Source organism: Ideonella sp., from assembly GCF_036277275.1.
Taxonomy (GTDB): Bacteria; Pseudomonadota; Gammaproteobacteria; order Burkholderiales; family Burkholderiaceae_C; genus Ideonella.
Genome location: NZ_DASUNH010000023.1, coordinates 1 through 16,226, shown reverse-complemented (window position 1 = coordinate 16,226; position 16,226 = coordinate 1). Strand labels below are relative to the sequence as shown.

At 67.3% G+C, this 16,226-nt stretch carries 16 protein-coding genes and 1 tRNA gene; 11 read left to right on the top strand and 6 right to left on the bottom strand.

Annotated features, from left to right (window positions below; translation table 11 throughout):
- The 3 genes from VFY73_RS05130 to VFY73_RS05120 all read right to left on the bottom strand — a co-directional run.
- Nucleotides 1–377, bottom strand: a 377-nt coding sequence (locus VFY73_RS05130) for an ABC transporter substrate-binding protein (RefSeq protein ID WP_329716841.1), incomplete at its 3' end; no start/stop codon positions are given.
- 297 nt (nt 378–674) lie between these two features.
- Nucleotides 675–1,109, bottom strand: coding sequence for a DNA polymerase III subunit chi (locus tag VFY73_RS05125; RefSeq protein ID WP_329716840.1), 435 nt, complete (start codon nt 1,107–1,109; stop codon nt 675–677).
- Between the two features lie 17 nt (nt 1,110–1,126).
- Nucleotides 1,127–2,590 carry a leucyl aminopeptidase gene (locus tag VFY73_RS05120; RefSeq protein ID WP_329716839.1) on the bottom strand — a complete coding sequence of 488 codons (1,464 nt, stop codon included), beginning with the start codon at nt 2,588–2,590 and terminating at the stop codon, nt 1,127–1,129.
- 30 nt (nt 2,591–2,620) lie between these two features.
- Between VFY73_RS05120 and lptF the strand changes: the two genes are divergently transcribed.
- From lptF to VFY73_RS05095, 5 genes are read left to right on the top strand one after another with little or no spacing between them, the layout of a single operon-like run.
- Nucleotides 2,621–3,724 carry an LPS export ABC transporter permease LptF gene (lptF, locus tag VFY73_RS05115; protein ID WP_329716838.1) on the top strand — a complete coding sequence of 368 codons (1,104 nt, stop codon included), beginning with the start codon at nt 2,621–2,623 and terminating at the stop codon, nt 3,722–3,724.
- A complete protein-coding gene (gene lptG / locus VFY73_RS05110) occupies nt 3,721–4,833 on the top strand; it encodes an LPS export ABC transporter permease LptG (RefSeq protein ID WP_329716837.1) in 1,113 nt (370 codons plus the stop codon). Before lptF ends, lptG begins: the two co-directional genes overlap by 4 nt.
- A gap of 4 nt (nt 4,834–4,837) precedes the next feature.
- A complete protein-coding gene (locus VFY73_RS05105) occupies nt 4,838–5,224 on the top strand; it encodes a CbiX/SirB N-terminal domain-containing protein (protein ID WP_329716836.1) in 387 nt (128 codons plus the stop codon).
- Nucleotides 5,221–6,165: a CysB family HTH-type transcriptional regulator gene (locus tag VFY73_RS05100; RefSeq protein ID WP_329716835.1), complete on the top strand. Its 945-nt coding sequence runs from the start codon at nt 5,221–5,223 to the stop codon at nt 6,163–6,165. Before VFY73_RS05105 ends, VFY73_RS05100 begins: the two co-directional genes overlap by 4 nt.
- On the top strand, nt 6,155–7,444 hold the full coding sequence (locus VFY73_RS05095; protein ID WP_414654402.1) for a pyridoxal phosphate-dependent aminotransferase: 1,290 nt from the start codon (nt 6,155–6,157) through the stop codon (nt 7,442–7,444). The genes VFY73_RS05100 and VFY73_RS05095 overlap by 11 nt, the downstream gene beginning before the upstream one ends.
- Before the next feature lie 15 nt (nt 7,445–7,459).
- On the opposite strand, the gene VFY73_RS05090 is transcribed toward VFY73_RS05095, so the two are convergent.
- Nucleotides 7,460–9,508, bottom strand: coding sequence for a hypothetical protein (locus tag VFY73_RS05090; protein WP_329716834.1), 2,049 nt, complete (start codon nt 9,506–9,508; stop codon nt 7,460–7,462).
- Between the two features lie 329 nt (nt 9,509–9,837).
- On the opposite strand from VFY73_RS05090, the gene VFY73_RS05085 reads away from it, so the two are divergent.
- The gene (locus VFY73_RS05085) at nt 9,838–10,617 is read left to right on the top strand and encodes an oxepin-CoA hydrolase, alternative type (protein WP_329716833.1); all 780 of its coding nucleotides are present in this window, start codon (nt 9,838–9,840) and stop codon (nt 10,615–10,617) included.
- Nucleotides 10,618–10,626: 9 nt separating this feature from the next.
- Here the strand turns inward: VFY73_RS05085 and VFY73_RS05080 are convergent, their stop codons facing one another.
- Nucleotides 10,627–11,385, bottom strand: a complete 759-nt coding sequence (locus VFY73_RS05080) for a class II aldolase/adducin family protein (protein WP_329716832.1) — start codon at nt 11,383–11,385, stop codon at nt 10,627–10,629.
- 164 nt (nt 11,386–11,549) lie between these two features.
- Between VFY73_RS05080 and VFY73_RS05075 the strand changes: the two genes are divergently transcribed.
- The 3 genes from VFY73_RS05075 (at nt 11,550) to VFY73_RS05065 (ending at nt 14,668) form a co-directional block, all read left to right on the top strand.
- The gene (locus tag VFY73_RS05075; RefSeq protein ID WP_329716831.1) at nt 11,550–12,254 is read left to right on the top strand and encodes a Crp/Fnr family transcriptional regulator; all 705 of its coding nucleotides are present in this window, start codon (nt 11,550–11,552) and stop codon (nt 12,252–12,254) included.
- Between the two features lie 42 nt (nt 12,255–12,296).
- Entirely contained in the window at nt 12,297–13,376 is a 1,080-nt protein-coding gene (locus VFY73_RS05070) for a phosphotransferase family protein (RefSeq protein WP_329716830.1), read from the top strand.
- A 71-nt stretch (nt 13,377–13,447) separates the two neighbouring features.
- Nucleotides 13,448–14,668 (top strand): acyl-CoA dehydrogenase family protein, encoded by a 1,221-nt coding sequence (locus tag VFY73_RS05065; protein ID WP_329716829.1) that lies wholly within the window; start codon nt 13,448–13,450, stop codon nt 14,666–14,668.
- A 19-nt stretch (nt 14,669–14,687) separates the two neighbouring features.
- Here VFY73_RS05065 and VFY73_RS05060 read toward each other — a convergent pair whose 3' ends face one another.
- On the bottom strand, nt 14,688–15,380 hold the full coding sequence (locus VFY73_RS05060) for a hypothetical protein (protein WP_329716828.1): 693 nt from the start codon (nt 15,378–15,380) through the stop codon (nt 14,688–14,690).
- A 42-nt stretch (nt 15,381–15,422) separates the two neighbouring features.
- Here VFY73_RS05060 and VFY73_RS05055 point away from each other — a divergent pair, with 42 nt between their 5' ends.
- Together VFY73_RS05055 and VFY73_RS05050 are read left to right on the top strand one after the other, a co-directional pair.
- Complete coding sequence (locus VFY73_RS05055) at nt 15,423–16,115, top strand: glutathione binding-like protein (RefSeq protein ID WP_329716827.1); 693 nt, start codon at nt 15,423–15,425, stop codon at nt 16,113–16,115.
- 35 nt (nt 16,116–16,150) lie between these two features.
- Nucleotides 16,151–16,224 (top strand) — tRNA-Arg (locus VFY73_RS05050).
- The last annotated feature ends 2 nt before the right edge of the window (nt 16,225–16,226 follow it).

The following is a 16,226-nucleotide window of genomic DNA, read 5'->3' as shown; positions in this document are numbered from 1 at the left end:
GGGGAGATCTGCGGAATGCCGGCGTCGGAGTAGACCTTCGAAGCCGGGATGGAGGTGCCCGAGTTCAGGTGACCGACCACGCCGTTGACCTTGGAGTCGACCAGCTTCTGCGCGGCAGCGGTGCCTTGCTTGGGGTCGCCTGCGTCGTCTTCGGCCAGCAGTTCGAACTTGGCCTTCTTGCCGCCGATGGTCACGCCCTTGGCGTTGAGCTCATCGATGGCCATGCGGGCGCCGTTCTCGTTGTCCTTGCCCAGGTGGGCAATCGCACCGCTGGTCGGCCCCACATGGCCGATCTTGATGACCATGTCCTGGGCCATCGAGCTGCCCGCGAACAAGACGGCGGCAGCAGCGACGACCACATTCAGTTTGACTTGCATAGGAACGAACCTCCGGTTGGGGTAAGTTGAGAAAACTTGGGATGAGGTGCTCTCAACGGGCGAGACACGATACTCCAAAAAAAACCGCCTCCCAATCGGCAACAGGCCCGGGACAACCCGGGCTTGCGCACCATTGGAGCCTGGGTATGGACGACACCAAACCAGACCATCGGCGGGACTCTTGCGTCAGCACCAATCCAGGTCTTGGCAATGCAGTTCGCCAGCTTTGAACGCGGGTCGTGGTGCGCCGGATGACGCAGCGTTGTGCGTAATTGCACCAACGTGCGGACTCACCGCTCAGCGCTGCGGCCGATGCACCAACTGGTGGCCCTGGGTTTCGTAGCGCTTCCAACGCGCGCGACCGGCAGCGACATCATCGGCATTGAGCGACACCACTTCGGCCACGCGTTCATGCACGCTTGCCAGATCGAGTTCGTCGCAGCCGAGGTTGATGCCGCTGTCGCAATGCAGTGCCGGCTCAGGACGCGTCAACAACCACAGCGGCGTGCGCTCGATCATCACGGCCGATGGCAGGGCAGAGCCCGCACGCAGCAGCGCATGCGGGATGAAGTCGAGCTGCTCGCTGACCCAGAGCGCTTGGTCCAGTCGCTGGAGCAGCGGGGACGGCGCATAGACCGCCACCCGCGCCCCTTCCCGGTATTTCTTGCGCAGCAGCCGGCCAGCGAAGTCGACCATGTCGGCCACGCCGGTGAGGAAGACGACCTCGGCCACTGCGGCCTTCGTCGCGTTCAGGCCTTGCGACCGGCGCGTGCCAACACGAAATGCGTCAGCAGACCGACGGGGCGCCCGGTGGCGCCCTTGGCGGCACCGCTCTTCCAGGCCACACCGGCGATGTCCAGGTGCGCCCACGGGTAGGCCTTGGTGTAGCGCTGCAGGAACTTGGCGGCCGTGATCGCACCGCCGGCGCGCAAGCCGATGTTGGCCATGTCGGCGAAGTTGCTCTTCAGCCCTTCGTCGTACTCCTCGTCCAGCGGCATGCGCCAGCACGGGTCGTCCGCGCGGCGCGAAGCGGCGGTCAACTCTTCGGCCAGCCCATCGTCGGGCGAGAACATGCCCGCATGGTGGTTGCCCAATGCAACGACGCAGGCGCCGGTCAGCGTCGCGATGTCGATCACCGCCGCCGGCTTGAAGCGCTCGGCGTAGGTCAGCGCATCACACAGGATCAGGCGGCCTTCGGCGTCGGTGTTGAGGATCTCGATGGTCTGGCCCGACATGCTGGTCACCACGTCGCCGGGCTTGGTGGCGATGCCGCTGGGCATGTTTTCGCAGGCCGGGATCAAGCCGACGACGTTGATCTTGGGCTTGAGCTGGCCGACCGCGCGCATGGTGCCCAGCACGCTGGCGGCGCCGCCCATGTCGAACTTCATCTCGTCCATCTCGGCACCGGGCTTCAACGAGATGCCGCCGGTGTCGAAGGTGATGCCCTTGCCCACCAGAACGATCGGGGCATCTTTCTTGCCGCCGCCGTTGTACTGCATGACGATGAAGGCCAGCGGCTCTTGCGAACCCCGCGCCACCGACAGGAACGAGCCCATGCCCAGCTTCTCGACGGCCTTGCGGTCGAGCACCTGCACGGCAAAGCCGAATTCCTTGCCCAGGCGCTTGGCCTCTTCACCCAGCCAGGTCGGGGTGCAGAAGTTGGCTGGGCGGTTGGCGGCTTCGCGCGCCACGTTCATGCCTGCGCCGATGGCCTGGCCCTGCGCCAGGCCTTGCTTGAGTTCGGTCAGCGCCTCCTTGTCGGCCACCAGCGAAACCTTGGTCGGCATCGCCACCACTTCGGCGCTGGGCTTGGTGTGCCGGTAGGCGTAGCCGGCCTGCTCGACCGCCACGGCCAGCGCCTCGCCATGGGCAGCGCCAGCGCCCTCGCCCGCCAAGACGGCCAAGTGCTTCACGGCGCGGTTCTTCAGCGCCGCCATGCCGGCCGACACCGCGGCACGGAAGGCCTTGGCGGATGCATCACGAGCCCCCGACAACACCACGCGCTGGCTCTTCACGCCATCAACGTTGTGCAGGTAGAGCGTACGGCCGGCCTTGCGCTCGAAGTCGCCCGCCTTGACGGCCGCAGCGACGGCGCCGTCCAGCGCCTTGTCACCCGTGCCGGCCTTGCCATCGGCCGCCAACACGACGATCAAGGCATCGGCCACCACTGCAGAAGCGCCGCCTGCCGGGGTCGCGAGAGCTTGAAAGTTCATAATCTTGTCTCGTATGAAAGTAATCTTTTGATGTTATTCGATTCGACTGTGCGCAAAGAACTGGCGCGCAGCTTCGGCGCCACGCTGGTGGTCATCCTGACCATCGTGCTGACGATGATGCTGATCCGCACGCTGGGTCTGGCGGCCAATGGCGCCGTAGCGCCGCAGGACGTGGTGCTGCTGCTCGGGTACACCGCGTTGGGCCAGTTGCCGCTGATGATGGCGCTGTCGCTGTTCGTCGCGACGGTCGTCAGCCTGGGCCGCATGTACCGCGACAGCGAGATGGCGATCTGGTTCAGCAGCGGCATCGGGCTGTCCCGCTTCGTGCGGCCGGTGCTGCGCGCCGGCACGCCGGTGTTGCTGATGGTTGGCCTGCTGGCCTTGCTGGTCTGGCCCTGGGGCAACCAGAAGACCACCGAGCTGCGCCAGCGCTATGAACAACGCTCCGACCTGGCCCGCATTGCGCCGGGCAGCTTCCAGTCGTCGGCCGATGGCAGCCGCGTGTTCTTCATCGAGCGCGAGGGCGAATCGGCCGGTGTCGGCCGCAACGTCTTCTTGCTCGGCCGCAGCGGCAAGCGCGAGAGCGTGACCACCGCCCGCGCCGGCCGGATCGAAAACGAAGGTGACGACCGCGTGCTGGTGCTCGACACCGGGCACCGCAGCGAGCAGAACAACGAGACCGGCGAGCACGCGCGGCTGAACTTCGAGCACCTGCGGATGATCGTGGACCCGGGCAAGGCGCGCGGGGCCGATTCGGTCCCGCCCAAGGCGCAAAACACCCTGGCGCTGCTGCGCGAGCCCACCCCTCGCAACCAGGCCGAGCTGACCTGGCGCCTGGGCCTGCTGTTCGGCGCCGCCAACCTGCTGCTGCTGGGCGTGGGCCTGTCGGCCAGCAACCCGCGTCGCGCCAGCAACTGGAACCTGCTGTTCGCGCTGCTCGCGTTCGTCATCTACTACAACCTGATCAACCTGAGCCAGGCCTGGGTCTCGGCCGGTCGCCTGGGCATGGGGGCTGCGCTGGCGAGCCTGCATGGCCTGGCCTTCCTGGCGGCACTGGGGCTGATCTGGTGGCGAGACCATGCCACGGTGATGCGCTGGCGACGCGCCCCCACCTTGGCCGGGGGCGCGGCATGAAGACCGTGCGCCGGCTCCTTTACCGCGACGTGGTCTGGTCGGTGGTCTTCGTGGCCATCGCCTTCTTGTCATTGTTCTTCTTCATCGATTTCCTCGAAGAGCTCGAGGGCGTGGGCAAGCGCGGCTACACCGTGTGGCACGCCGGGCTGGCGGCGATCTTCGAGTTGCCCGGACGCTTCTACGAGCTGTTTCCGATCGCCGTGCTGATCGGCACCATCTACGCGATGGCACGCCTGGCGCAGTCGTCGGAGTTCACCATCCTGCGGACCGGCGGCTTGGGCCCGGGCCGTGCGCTGCAGTTGCTGTTGACGCTGGGCATCGTGATGGGCGTGCTGACCTTCGTCATGGGCGAATACGTCGCGCCGCTCGGCGAGCAGCAAGCGGTCGCGCTGAAGGCGCGCTTTCGTGGCGGCCAGGCACTGGGCCGCAGCGGCGCCTGGCTGAAGGAACACCAAGGCAGCGGCGACAACGAGCGCAGCCTGTCGATCAACGTGCAAGGCACGACGGCCGACGGGCAGATGCGCGACATTCGCATCTTCGAGCACGACGCGAACGGCGTGCTGCTGCGCCGGGTGCAAGCCGCCACCGCCACGTCCGAACAGGCCAATGGCCAGGACGTCTGGCGGCTGCAGAACGTGCAGGTCACCGAATGGCCGCGAGGCGACCAGAGCCAGTTGCAGACGAAGCACCACGACTCGCTGGACTGGCCCACGACGCTGCAAGAAAACGTGGTCGCCGCCGCGATCTCGCCGATTCGCAGCATGTCGACCATCGACCTGTGGCGCTACAGCCGCCACCTCGAGCTGCAGGAACAAACAGCCCAACGCTATGAGCTGCAGTTCTGGCGCCGCGCCTTCTATCCGCTGGCGTGCATCGTGATGGTGGCGCTGGCGCTGCCCTTTGCCTATCTGCACGCACGCGCAGGCGGCATCAGCCTGAAAGTCTTCGGCGGCATCATGCTGGGCATCAGCTTCGTGCTGCTGAACAACGTGGTCGGCCACCTGGGCCTGCTGCGCGACTGGACGCCGTGGATCGCCTCGGCGTTGCCGAGCTTGTTGTATCTGCTGATGTCCTTGGCGGCATTCACCTGGCTCGTCAGGTACCGTTAAGACCATGCAAGGCCTCATCCTCTTTGCCCACGGGGCGCGCGACGCGCGCTGGGCGCAACCGTTCGAGCAGGTGGCCGCGCGCGTGCGAGCGTTGCAGCCCGAGTTGGCAGTGTCGCTGGCCTACCTTGAACTCATGGCGCCAGACCTGGACGCCGCCGGCCAAGCGCTGGTACAGGCCGGCTGCCGCGAGGTGGCGGTGCTGCCGCTGTTCCTGGGCGCCGGCGGCCACGTGCGCAAGGACCTGCCCGAGCGGCTGGACCGGTTGAGACAGGCTCACCCGGGCGTGCAGTGGACGCTGCGCCCTGCCGCCGGGGAGTCGCCCCGCCTGGTCGAAGCCCTGGCGCAAATCGCCATCGACCCCATGGACACGACCAACCAGGAGCGTGCGTGAACCTGCATCAGTTTCGTTTCGTGCAGGAGGCGGTGCGCCGCAACCTCAACCTCACCGAGACCGCGAAGGCGCTGTTCACCTCGCAGCCCGGTATCTCGAAGGCCATCCTGGAGCTGGAGGAAGAACTGGGCGTCGACATCTTCGTGCGCCACGGCAAACGGCTCAAGCGCGTCACCGAGCCCGGCATGCAGGTGCTGAAGTCAGTCGACCTGATCTTGCGCGAAGTCGCCAACCTCAAGCGAATCGGCGAAGAATTCTCCAAGCAGGACAGCGGCCGGCTGTCGATCGCCACCACCCACACGCAAGCGCGTTATGTGCTGCCTGAGCCGGTGGCGCAACTGCGCAAGCGTTTCCCGAAGGTACAGGTCAGCCTGCACCAGGGCACACCGGACCAGGTGGCGCAGATGCTGCTGTCCGACGCAGCCGACATCGGCCTGGCCACCGAATCGCTGGCCGACTACGAAGAGCTGGTCACCCTGCCCTGCTACGAGTGGCAGCATGTGATCGTCGTCGCCTCGGACCACCCGCTGGCCCGCATCGACCGGCCGACGCTGGAGCAACTGGCCGAAGAGCCGCTGATTTCATACCACCCGTCGTTCGCCGGCCGCAAGCGAGTCGACCAGGCCTTCGCGCAGCGGCGCCTGAAGCCCAACATTGCGCTCGAGGCGATCGACTCGGACGTGATCAAGACCTACGTGCGCAGCGGCCTGGGCGTCGGCATCATCGCCGAGATGGCGATGAAGGCCGAGGGCAACAACACCGACCTGGTGTGGAAGCCGGCCGGCCACCTGTTCGGCAGCAACACCGCCCGCGTGGCGTTCCGCCGCGGCGCCTACCTGCGCAGCTTCGTGCTGACCTTTGCCGAACTCTTGTCAGACCGCCTGTCGCGTGCGTTGATCGAACGGGCGATGGGCAGCCAAGGCGACACCTATGACCTTTGATACCGAGACCGCGCCGGCCAGTGGCATCAGCGCCTCGCCGCCGCTGCCGCGCACGCCGCCGATCAGCAGCCGCCTGCCCGATGTCGGCACCACCATCTTCAGCGTGATGTCGGCATTGGCCGTCCAGCATGGCGCGGTGAACCTGGGCCAGGGCTTTCCGGATTTCGACTGCGCAGCCGGCTTGGTCGAAGCAGTGCACGCTGCGATGCGGGCGGGTCACAACCAGTACCCGCCGATGGCTGGCGTGCCCATGCTGCGCCAGGCACTGGCCGCCAAGATCGAGCGGCTGTACGGCCACCGCTACGACGCCGACAGCGAGATCACCATCACCGCTGGCGCCACCCAGGGCATCCTGACGGCCATCCTCGCGCTGGTGCACCCCGGCGACGAGGTGATCGTGCTCGAGCCGTGCTACGACAGCTACGGCCCGGCCATCACGCTGGCCGGCGGCACCGTGGTGCGCGTGCCTCTTGGTGCCCCCAGGGCTGGGCTGAGCCCAGCTCGCCCCCCGAGGGGGATCGAGACACTCGGGAACGGCCCTTCGCTTCCCGAGGATCCCAACGGCTTCCACCTCGACCTGGCCCAGCTGAGCGCGGCGCTGAGCCCGCGCACCCGCGCCATCATCATCAACACGCCGCACAACCCGACCGGCAGTGTCTGGTCGGCGGCCGACATGAAGGCCCTGGCCGAGCTGCTGCGCCCGACCGATGTGCTGGTGCTGTCCGACGAGGTCTACGAGCACATGGTGTTCGATGGACGGGCCCATGCCAGCGTCAGCGCCGAGCCGGAGCTGGCCGCACGCAGCCTCGTGATCTCCAGCTTCGGCAAGACCTACCACGTGACCGGCTGGAAGGTCGGCCACGTGGCGGCGCCGGCGGCGTTGATGGCCGAGTTCCGCAAGGTGCACCAGTTCAACGTGTTCACCGTCAACACGCCGATGCAGCATGGCCTGGCCGCCTGGCTGGCCGACCCGCAGCCCTACGAAGGGCTGCCGGCGTTCTACCAACGCAAGCGCGACCGCTTCCGCCATGGCCTGGCCGGCACCCGCTTCGAATTGCTGCCTTGCGCCGGCAGCTACTTCCAGTGCGTCGACTACAGCCGCATCAGCAGCTTGCCGGACCTGCAGTTCTGCGAGTGGCTGACGGCCGAGATCGGCGTCGCAGCCATCCCGTTGTCGGCGTTCTACGCCCGAGCGCCTGAGCAGCCGATCGTGCGCTTTTGCTTCGCCAAGACCGAGGCGACGCTGGACGAAGCGCTGCGGCGCCTGTCCCGGCTCTGAGGCCCGCTCGCGCGTTCAGCGCAACGAGCGACGCGCCGGGTCCAGCGTCGGCTCCGTGTCGGCGGCACTCGAGCCGCTGGTCGATGGTGCCGGGCTCGACGGGGGTGGTGTCACCTGGCCCTGCTGCGGCGGCAACGCGAACGCGGTCAACTCGAACGGTGGTGCATCGGCCGGCGAAGACACCGGCTCGGCCTTGGCCTGGACGGCGTCCGGGCCGGCGCCGTCGTCCAGCGGCAGCAGCACGTCGACCGCGGCCCCTCGGCCACCACCTTGCTGCCACAGGTCGCGGGCCAGCGCGTACAGCACCAGCACGTCCTTGTAGGCCGGCAGATCGAACAGCTCGTAGGCCGCGTCCTTGCGAAACAGCATCGCTTCGAGCATGGCCATCGCGTCCAGCGGCTCGCGCCACAGCGACTGCAGATGCTGCACCACCTCGGCATAGTCTTCCAGCGCGCGCCCGCTCAGTGGGCCGTCCTCCCATTCAGGCGCATAGGCATTGAAACGACGGTTGAAGCGCGTGCGGATGCGTTCGTACGCATCGCGGTCGCCCTGGCGACGATAGATTTCCAACAGCTTGGTGTAGGGCAAGGGGCTCAGGCCACCCGTCCCACGCAAGTGCGCCATCAGCAGGTCGATGGCGGCTTCCTCCTGCCCCAGGGCGATGAAGAAGTCGGCCTGCTGCTCCAGGTCCAGCAGCTCTTCGACCGACACCTCGCGCGCGGCCACGGCATCCACGGCGGCCGGCTCCGCACGCATGAAAGGCGGCGGTGCCGAGATCACCATCGTGCGCTCGTGGATCGGCTCGGGCCGGAAGTTCGCCAACGCCGGCACGACGCCGGTGGATCGCGCGCTGGTGGGGCCTCCGGGTGCCGGCAGGTCGCGCTCCATTGCCAACGCTGCCGGCAGCGGCGCCGTGTCGGCGGCTTCGCGAGGATGTTCGTCCAATCCGCCCAGATCCGAAGGCGGCGGCTCGAGCACATGGGCACTGCTCGAGTGCGCCGATTCCTCAGGCGCGACCGGCTCAGCCTCGGCCACGGGCGACCACCAGTGCGCAGGCACCTCGCTGGTTTCATGGTGATGGTGGCGGCGTGAGCGCAACGCCAACCACGCTGCGATGCCCACGGCCAGCAGCACCAGTCCGACCAGCCAGGGCACGGCGCGGCCTCGGTTCTCGGCCTCGGCCAGGCGAGCTTTCAAGACGCCGGCGGCTTCTCGACCCGCCTGACTCTCGCGCTGCAGGTCAGCAAGGGCCTTTTCCAGCAGGTGCAGCCGCTCGGCCTGCGTCGCTGCATTCGCTTCGACCTCGGGCACGCTGGCGGCGCCGTCGCCGGCGGCGAGCGGCGGTGGCATGAAGATCGGTGCTTCCATGTCCAGCTTCAGCCGCGGGCCATCGGACTCCAGGATCAATCGGGCGCCGCCGTGGGTTGCCGCGGCCGCCCGCTGGCTGGGGGGCAGCGTCGCGGCGCGGCGCTTCGCGCCCTGGGTGGACTTGGGGCTGGCTTGCGCCGACGCGGACGCGGCAGGGCGCGCCGGCTTGCGAGCGGCCGATGGCTCGGCGGCCCGCGCGCGGCGCGGCGGGGCTTCGGCCGCAGGCCCGGCCTCGTTGGCCACCATCGACACCGCACCGCTGGCGGGGGCGGCGACGGTGTCGAGTTCGATCGGCCCCGCCCGGGCCTGGCCGATCGAGGGCGGGTCGGCAAAGGCCACGAAGCGCCGCGAGAAGCGCTTGTCGCAACCCACCGTCAAGGCGATGTCGAGCACCGGTTCGTCGATCGGAACGAGCGTCGTGACACGGGCCAGCCACGCGGCACCCGATACGCCGGAAGGTTCGAGCCGCACGCGAATGCGGTCGGGATGGAGGGCGGTGTCGCCGGCGACGATCTCGGCACTGACGCATTCGGGCTCGAGGCGTTCGCCAGGATCGAGCCGCAAGGGAATGGGCAGGTTCAGCGGCTGCCCCAACACCGCCGACGTGGTCAACCGGCCGAAACCAATGGCCTGGGCCTCGATGGCTAACGCCGCAGTGGCACAGGCCAAGATCAGCGCGGTTGCTCGTGGGGGCATTCCGGCGGCACTTGTTGTTGCAAGTAGCAAATCACTCTATCAGATTGCCCTCCGGAACAGGGGGCTGAGATGCCCCTGTGATCCTGGCCCAACGGCAGGTGTCCTGTCCCGCAGACAACTGTCATTGCGACGGGTCGCAATGGGGATGATCGCGAGTCGACGAGCCGGGCTGATACGCTGGGTATCTGCCCAGCCGTCCGGCCGCGCCATCATCACCATCTGGTCGAATCTCAATGGCAGTTATCTGTGGGACAGGACCACCAGCAGGCACGGTGCAAGAATGGTCTTCCGCCGCCGGGCCCATGGCGGTGCATTTGCAGCGATATCCCATGCCTTCCGAACTGCTCACCGCGCAAGAAGACCGCACGCTGATCCTGACTTTGTCGGATCCTGCCACCCGCAATTCACTCTCACCTCAGGCGGTGACCGCCGCGATCGAAGCGCTGAACCAGGCCGATCCGGACCCGCAGGTTCGCGCGGTGGTGCTGCGCGGTGACGGCGCGCACTTCTGCGCCGGTGGTGACCTGAACCGCATCGGCGGCGCCCGCGAGCGCCCGCCCGAGGCACAGGCCGCATCGATCGATCTTTTTCATGCGCTGGTCGACGCGATGCGCAGCTTTCCAAAGCCGATCATCGCCGCGGTCGAAGGTTTCGCAGCCGGGGGTGGTATGTCGCTTGCTCTCGCCTGCGATCTGATCGTGGCGGCGAACGACGCACGTTTCGTGCTCTCCTATGCCAAGGTGGGCTTCTCGCCCGATGGCGCCTCGACCTGGCACCTGGCGCGCGCCCTGCCCCGCGCGCTGGCGCTCGAGCTGGCCTGGCTGGCTGAGCCGCAGTCGGCCGAGCGCTTGCATGCCCTCGGCGTCGTGAACCGCCTTGCTGAACCGGGCCAGGCGCTCAACCAGGCCCTGGCATTGGCGCGTCAGCTGTCGTACATGGCCCCCAACGCCGTGGCGACCGTGAAAGAGCTGATCCAGGCGGCGCCGGCGCGCAGCCTGCAAGAAGGCATGAATGCCGAACGCGACGCCTTCGTCACCAACCTCTTCCACCCGAACGGCGGCGAGGGCCTGGCCGCCTTCTTCGCCAAGCGCAAGCCGGACTTCAAGTAGCAGGCTCTTCTACACGCCGTAGCCCGGCATCTCGCGGTCGAGCCGACGTTTCAGCCCGGGCCATGCCAGGTTGCCACCCAAGCCCTTGGTGACCTGTGCGGCCTGCTGGCGCGCGGTCGAGATGATGGCCTGCGGCACCCGAACCAGCTCGCCACCACCCGACTGCGCTCGGATCTGGATCGCGCAGACCGTCTCGAACAGGTACATCGCCTGGAACGCATCAGCAATGGTCGCCCCCACCGTCAACAGGCCGTGGTTGCGCAGCATCAGGTAATTGTTGTCGCCCAGGTCGCGCACCAGGCGCGGCTTCTCGTCGTCGCGCAACGCGACGCCCTCGTAGTCGTGGTAGCCCAGGCCGGCCAGTACGAAGATCGACTGCTGCGAGATCGGCAGCACGCCCTCGCGCTGCGCCGACACCGCCACGCCATTCAGCGTGTGGGTGTGCAACACGCAATGCGCGTCGTGCCGTGCCGAGTGGATCGCGCTGTGGATCACGAAGCCCGCCGGGTTGACCGGGTACGGCGAGTCGCTGAGCTTGTTGCCGTCGGTGTCCACCTTCACCAGGCTCGACGCGGTGATCTCTTCGAACAGCATGCCGTAGGGGTTGATCAGGAAGGCGTTGTCTTCACCCGGCACGCGCGCGCTGATGTGGGTGAAGACCAGGTCGTCCCAATGGAACATCGCGACGAGCCGGTAGGCCGCGGCCAGGTCGACACGGGTTTCCCATTCCTCGGGCGAGCAAATCACTGACGACACGGGGTGGTGCATGGTGGGCTCCTGAGAAGGACGAAGGGCCGTTGCCGGGTGGGCTCGCCTCTCGGGCCAGCGACGGTGCGAGTCGGGGCTGGCCCCAATGAATCGAGACTGCGAAGCCGGGACTGTGGACAATACCGACAGCAATGATGCGGCCGCTGTCGCGTCAGGGACAAATGATGAATACCCCCATTCTTACAATCGACGAGCGACACAACATCGATGCCGGTGCATGGTTTTCAACGCTCTCTGCGACGCTGCGATCAGCCATCCTGGCCAGGGCCACGGTGCGGCGTCTGGCCGACGGCGCGCCACTCGCAGCGCGCGGCGCGCCGGCCGAAGACTGGGTTGGCGTGGCCAAGGGTGCGGTGCGCGTCAGCTCGGTGTCCCTCTCCGGCAAGCAGGTCTCGTTGACCTACGTGGAGCCGGGCACCTGGTTCGGCGACATCGCTCTGTTCGATGGCCTGCCGCGCACGCACGATGCCACTGCACATGGCCCGACCACGCTGCTGATCATCCGCAAGGCCGACTTTCGCGAACTGCTGTCGCAACACGTGGAGCTGTACGACGCGCTGCTGCGCTTGAATTGCCGTCGCCTGCGGCTGATGTTCAACCTGATCGAAGACCTGAACACCAAGCCACTGGCCGCACGCCTGGCCAAGCAGCTGCTGTTGCTGGCCAAGAGCTACGGCATCGAGCAAGGCGAAGAGATCCGCATCGGCCTGCAGCTGGCGCAGGAAGACCTGGCACAGCTGCTGGGCGCCTCGCGCCAGCGGGTGAACCAGGAGCTGAAGGAACTGGAGCGCGATGGCGTGCTGCGCGTCGAGCCGACGCGGCTGGTGGTGTTGTCGCGCGAGAAGTTGATGGCGGTCACCGACCGCTGAACCCGGGTCGGTTCTTCCGGCCCATGGAACGGAACTGAACCGATGGAAGAACAGTACACCGGCACCAAGGCCGTGGCCGCGAGCCACGCCTTTGATGCGGCAGCGCTCGAGGCCTACCTCGCCGACAAGCTGCCCGGTTTCGCCGGCCCCTTGAGCGTCGAGCAGTTCAAGGGCGGTCAATCGAATCCGACCTACAAGCTGGTCACGCCGGGCAAGTCCTACGTGATGCGCAGCAAGCCCGGGCCCGCCGCGAAGCTGCTGCCATCGGCCCACGCGATCGAACGCGAGTTTCGCGTGATGGCGGCACTGCACGACACCGACGTGCCTGTCGCCCAGATGCACGTGCTGTGCGAAGACGAGGCCATCATCGGCCGCGCCTTCTACGTGATGGAGTTCGTGGGCGGCCGTGTGTTGTGGAACCAGGCGCTGCCCGAGTCCACACCCGAAGAACGCGGCGCGATCTACGACGAGATGAACCGCGTGATCGCCGCGCTGCACACGGTCGACGTGGCCGCGGTCGGCTTGGCTGATTACGGCAAGCCCGGCAACTACTTCGAGCGCCAGATCGGCCGCTGGAGCAAGCAGTACCTGGCCTCGGTCACCGGCCCGAACCCGGCGATGGACAAGCTGCTGGACTGGCTGCCGGCGCACATCCCTGCCAGCGCGCGCGACGAATCGCAAATCAGCATCGTGCACGGCGACTACCGGCTCGACAACCTGATCTTCGACAGCGTCCAGCCGCGCATCGCCGCGGTGCTCGACTGGGAGCTGTCGACCATCGGCCACCCGCTGGCCGACTTCAGCTACCACTGCATGAGCTGGCACATCCCGGCCGGCGTGTTCCGCGGCATCGCGGGCCTCGACCATGCCGCGCTCGGCATCCCGAGCGAGCGCGACTACGTGCGCCGCTACTGCGCGCGCACCGGCCGCGCCAACGTCGATGCGGTGATGGCCGACTGGAACTTCTACCTCGCCTACAACCTGTTCCGCTTGTCGGCGATCGCGCAGGGCATTGCCAAGCGCGTGGTCGACGGCACCGCCGCCAGCAGCCAGGCGCGCGCCACGGGCGATGCCGCGCCCCACCTCGCCCTGCTGGCGTGGCAGTTCGCCGAAGCCGCCTGATACCGCCCCCTCGGCCTCGGCCCGCCGAGCCCCCCCTCACCTCACGATCTCGCAACCCAAAAGGACCCGCCATGGACTTCGGCTACTCCCCCAAGACACAGGAGCTGCGTGCCGCCGTCTCGGCCTTCATGGACGAGCATGTCTACCCGAACGAAGCCCGCTACTGGGCCGAGCTGGAGGCCAACACCCAGGCCGGCAAGCGCTGGTCGCCGCTGCCGGTGATCGAGGAACTGAAGCCCAAGGCGCGTGCCGTCAAGCTGTGGAACCTGTTCCTGCCCGACAGCGAAATGGGCGCCGGCCTGACGAACCAGGAGTACGCACCGCTGGCCGAGATCATGGGCCGCGTGCCCTGGGCCAGCGAGGTCTTCAACTGCTCGGCCCCGGATACCGGCAACATGGAAGTGCTGGTGCGCTACGGCAGCGCCGAGCACAAGAAGCAATGGCTCGAGCCGCTGCTGCGCGGCGAGATCCGCAGTGCCTTTGCGATGACCGAGCCGGCGGTCGCCTCGTCCGACGCAACCAACATCGAGGCCCGCATCGAGCGTGACGGTGACGACTACGTCATCAACGGCCGCAAGTGGTGGACCAGCGGCGCCGGCGACCCGCGCTGCAAGGTCATGATCTTCATGGGCAAGACCGACCCGAGCGCCGCCCGCCACTCGCAGCAGTCGATGATCCTGGTGCCGATGGACGCACCGGGCGTCAAGGTGCTGCGCCCGCTGTCGGTCATGGGTTACGACGACGCCCCGCACGGCCACATGGAGATCGAGTTCACCAACGTGCGTGTGCCGGCCAGCAACATCCTGCTCGGCGAGGGCCGCGGCTTCGAGATCGCGCAAGGGCGCCTCGGTCCGGGCCGCATCCACCACTGCATGCGCCTGATCGGCCTGGCCGAGCGCTCACTGGAGCTGATGTGCGACCGCGCGCTCAAGCGCGTGGCCTTTGGCAAGACGATTGCCCAGCAGACGGTGACGCAGGAACGCATCGCCGACGCCCGCTGCATGATCGAGCAGGCGCGCCTGCTGACGCTGAAGGCGGCCTGGATGATGGACGTGGCGGGTAACAAGAGCGCGCAGGCCGAGATCGCGATGATCAAGGTCGTCGCGCCCAGCATGGCCTGCCAGGTGATCGACTGGGCGATGCAGGTGCACGGTGGCGCGGGCGTGTGCCAGGACTTCCCGCTCGCCAACTTCTATGCCGGGGCCCGAACCCTGCGCTTTGCCGACGGCCCGGACGAAGTGCACCGCAACGCGATCGCCAAGCTCGAACTGGGCAAGCGCCCCGCCGCCTGAACAAAGGCCCGCGACGCCGCTATTGGGTGGACGGGCCTTCGTCGTCCGCCGAAGGCTCGTCTGCGGTCACGCGGGCTTGCGTCAACGCCATCGCGAACAAGGCTTGCGCGGCCTGAACCGAGGCCACGTCCGGCTCCGGCAGCGCCACCCGCAACGTGAGCCGGTTGCGCTGCACGATGAGCGCAAACGGTGGCGCAGCCTCGGCCGGGCCGAGCGCACGCTGCAGCAGCAACTCTCCGAGGGGGCCCTGCAGCCAGTGGGCCAACCACGGCACCCGGTTGCTGACTGCGGCGTAGTGGGCTTTCAGCTCGCCCAGCAATGCGCCGCTGAGTTTGGGCGACAGGGCCAGCCAGCGCATCTCCTCGGGCGTTTCTTCGTCCATGCGGGTCTGTACCCCGCCGACGAACTGGTTGAACAGCTCGGCCTCGACGGAGTCCAGCAGCATGCGCGGCATCACGAGCGCATGCGCCTCACCACTCAGCGCGGGCAGCTCGCCCCGCAGTCGCAGCTCGTGCGGGCCCATGTAGTGGCGCTGTGACGGGCCCCATTCGATCCGGCCCTCCAATTGGCCGGCGCGCGCGTCGATGATGAAGCCGTCGCGGTCGCGCGAGTTGCGCATGGTCCAGCCGGATGACTCCGCCCAGGCTTGCAGCGCGTCGCGGCCCCCGAGACTGCTGGCGCGAAACAACCGTTGCCTGATGAACTTCAGCATGGTTGGATTAGAGTCGCAACACCAGCGCGAGGAGCCGAGGTCATGATCGAAGTGTATTCGTGGGCCACGCCCAATGGTCACAAGGTCCACATCATGCTGGAGGAGTGCGGCCTCGCCTATCGGACCATCCCGATAGACATCGGCGCCGGCGATCAGTTCAACCCCGAGTTTCTCGCGATCAGCCCGAACAACAAGATTCCTGCCATCGTCGACCCCGACGGACCGGACGGCCAGCCTATCTCGTTGTTCGAATCGGGCGCGATCCTGCTGTATTTGGCGGGCAAGACCGGCAAGTTGCTGCCCGCCAGCACCCGCGGCAAGTACGAAGTGCTGCAATGGCTGATGTTCCAGATGGCCAGCGTGGGCCCGATGCTCGGCCAGGCGCATCACTTCCGGGTCTACGCGCCCGAGAAGATCGCCTATGCGGTGGACCGCTACACCAACGAGGCCAGACGCCTGTACATGGTGATGAACGGCCGCCTGGCCAACTCGCGGTACATCGGCGGCAAGGACTACAGCATCGCCGACATCGCCGTCTACCCCTGGCTGCGCTCGTGGAAGAACCAGGGCATCGACTGGAACGACTACCCGCACCTGAAGGGCTGGTTCGACGAAATCGCCAAGCGCCCGGCGGTGATGCGGGGCGTGGAGGTGCTGGCGGACAAGCGCCGCTCGATCACCGACGAGCAATCGCGCGAGGTGCTCTTCGGACGCCGACAATACGAGCGGCGCTGAGTACCGCCAAGCGGCAGCCTAGAATTCGCCCCGCGCTGCCCGTAGCTCAACTGGATAGAGCAGCTGCCTTCTAAGCAGCAGGTCGGGGGTTCGAGTCCCTCCGGGCAGGCC

Coding starts and splice junctions, on each gene's coding strand:
- VFY73_RS05075 (WP_329716831.1), top strand. CDS start 11,550: ATGAATACCCCCATTCTTACAATCGACGAGCGACACAACATCGATGCC.
- VFY73_RS05065 (WP_329716829.1), top strand. CDS start 13,448: ATGGACTTCGGCTACTCCCCCAAGACACAGGAGCTGCGTGCCGCCGTC.
- VFY73_RS05105 (WP_329716836.1), top strand. CDS start 4,838: ATGCAAGGCCTCATCCTCTTTGCCCACGGGGCGCGCGACGCGCGCTGG.
- VFY73_RS05060 (WP_329716828.1), bottom strand. CDS start 15,380: ATGCTGAAGTTCATCAGGCAACGGTTGTTTCGCGCCAGCAGTCTCGGG.
- VFY73_RS05085 (WP_329716833.1), top strand. CDS start 9,838: ATGCCTTCCGAACTGCTCACCGCGCAAGAAGACCGCACGCTGATCCTG.
- VFY73_RS05090 (WP_329716834.1), bottom strand. CDS start 9,508: ATGCCCCCACGAGCAACCGCGCTGATCTTGGCCTGTGCCACTGCGGCG.
- VFY73_RS05095 (WP_414654402.1), top strand. CDS start 6,155: ATGACCTTTGATACCGAGACCGCGCCGGCCAGTGGCATCAGCGCCTCG.
- VFY73_RS05120 (WP_329716839.1), bottom strand. CDS start 2,590: ATGAACTTTCAAGCTCTCGCGACCCCGGCAGGCGGCGCTTCTGCAGTG.
- VFY73_RS05080 (WP_329716832.1), bottom strand. CDS start 11,385: ATGCACCACCCCGTGTCGTCAGTGATTTGCTCGCCCGAGGAATGGGAA.
- VFY73_RS05070 (WP_329716830.1), top strand. CDS start 12,297: ATGGAAGAACAGTACACCGGCACCAAGGCCGTGGCCGCGAGCCACGCC.
- lptG (WP_329716837.1), top strand. CDS start 3,721: ATGAAGACCGTGCGCCGGCTCCTTTACCGCGACGTGGTCTGGTCGGTG.
- lptF (WP_329716838.1), top strand. CDS start 2,621: ATGTTATTCGATTCGACTGTGCGCAAAGAACTGGCGCGCAGCTTCGGC.
- VFY73_RS05055 (WP_329716827.1), top strand. CDS start 15,423: ATGATCGAAGTGTATTCGTGGGCCACGCCCAATGGTCACAAGGTCCAC.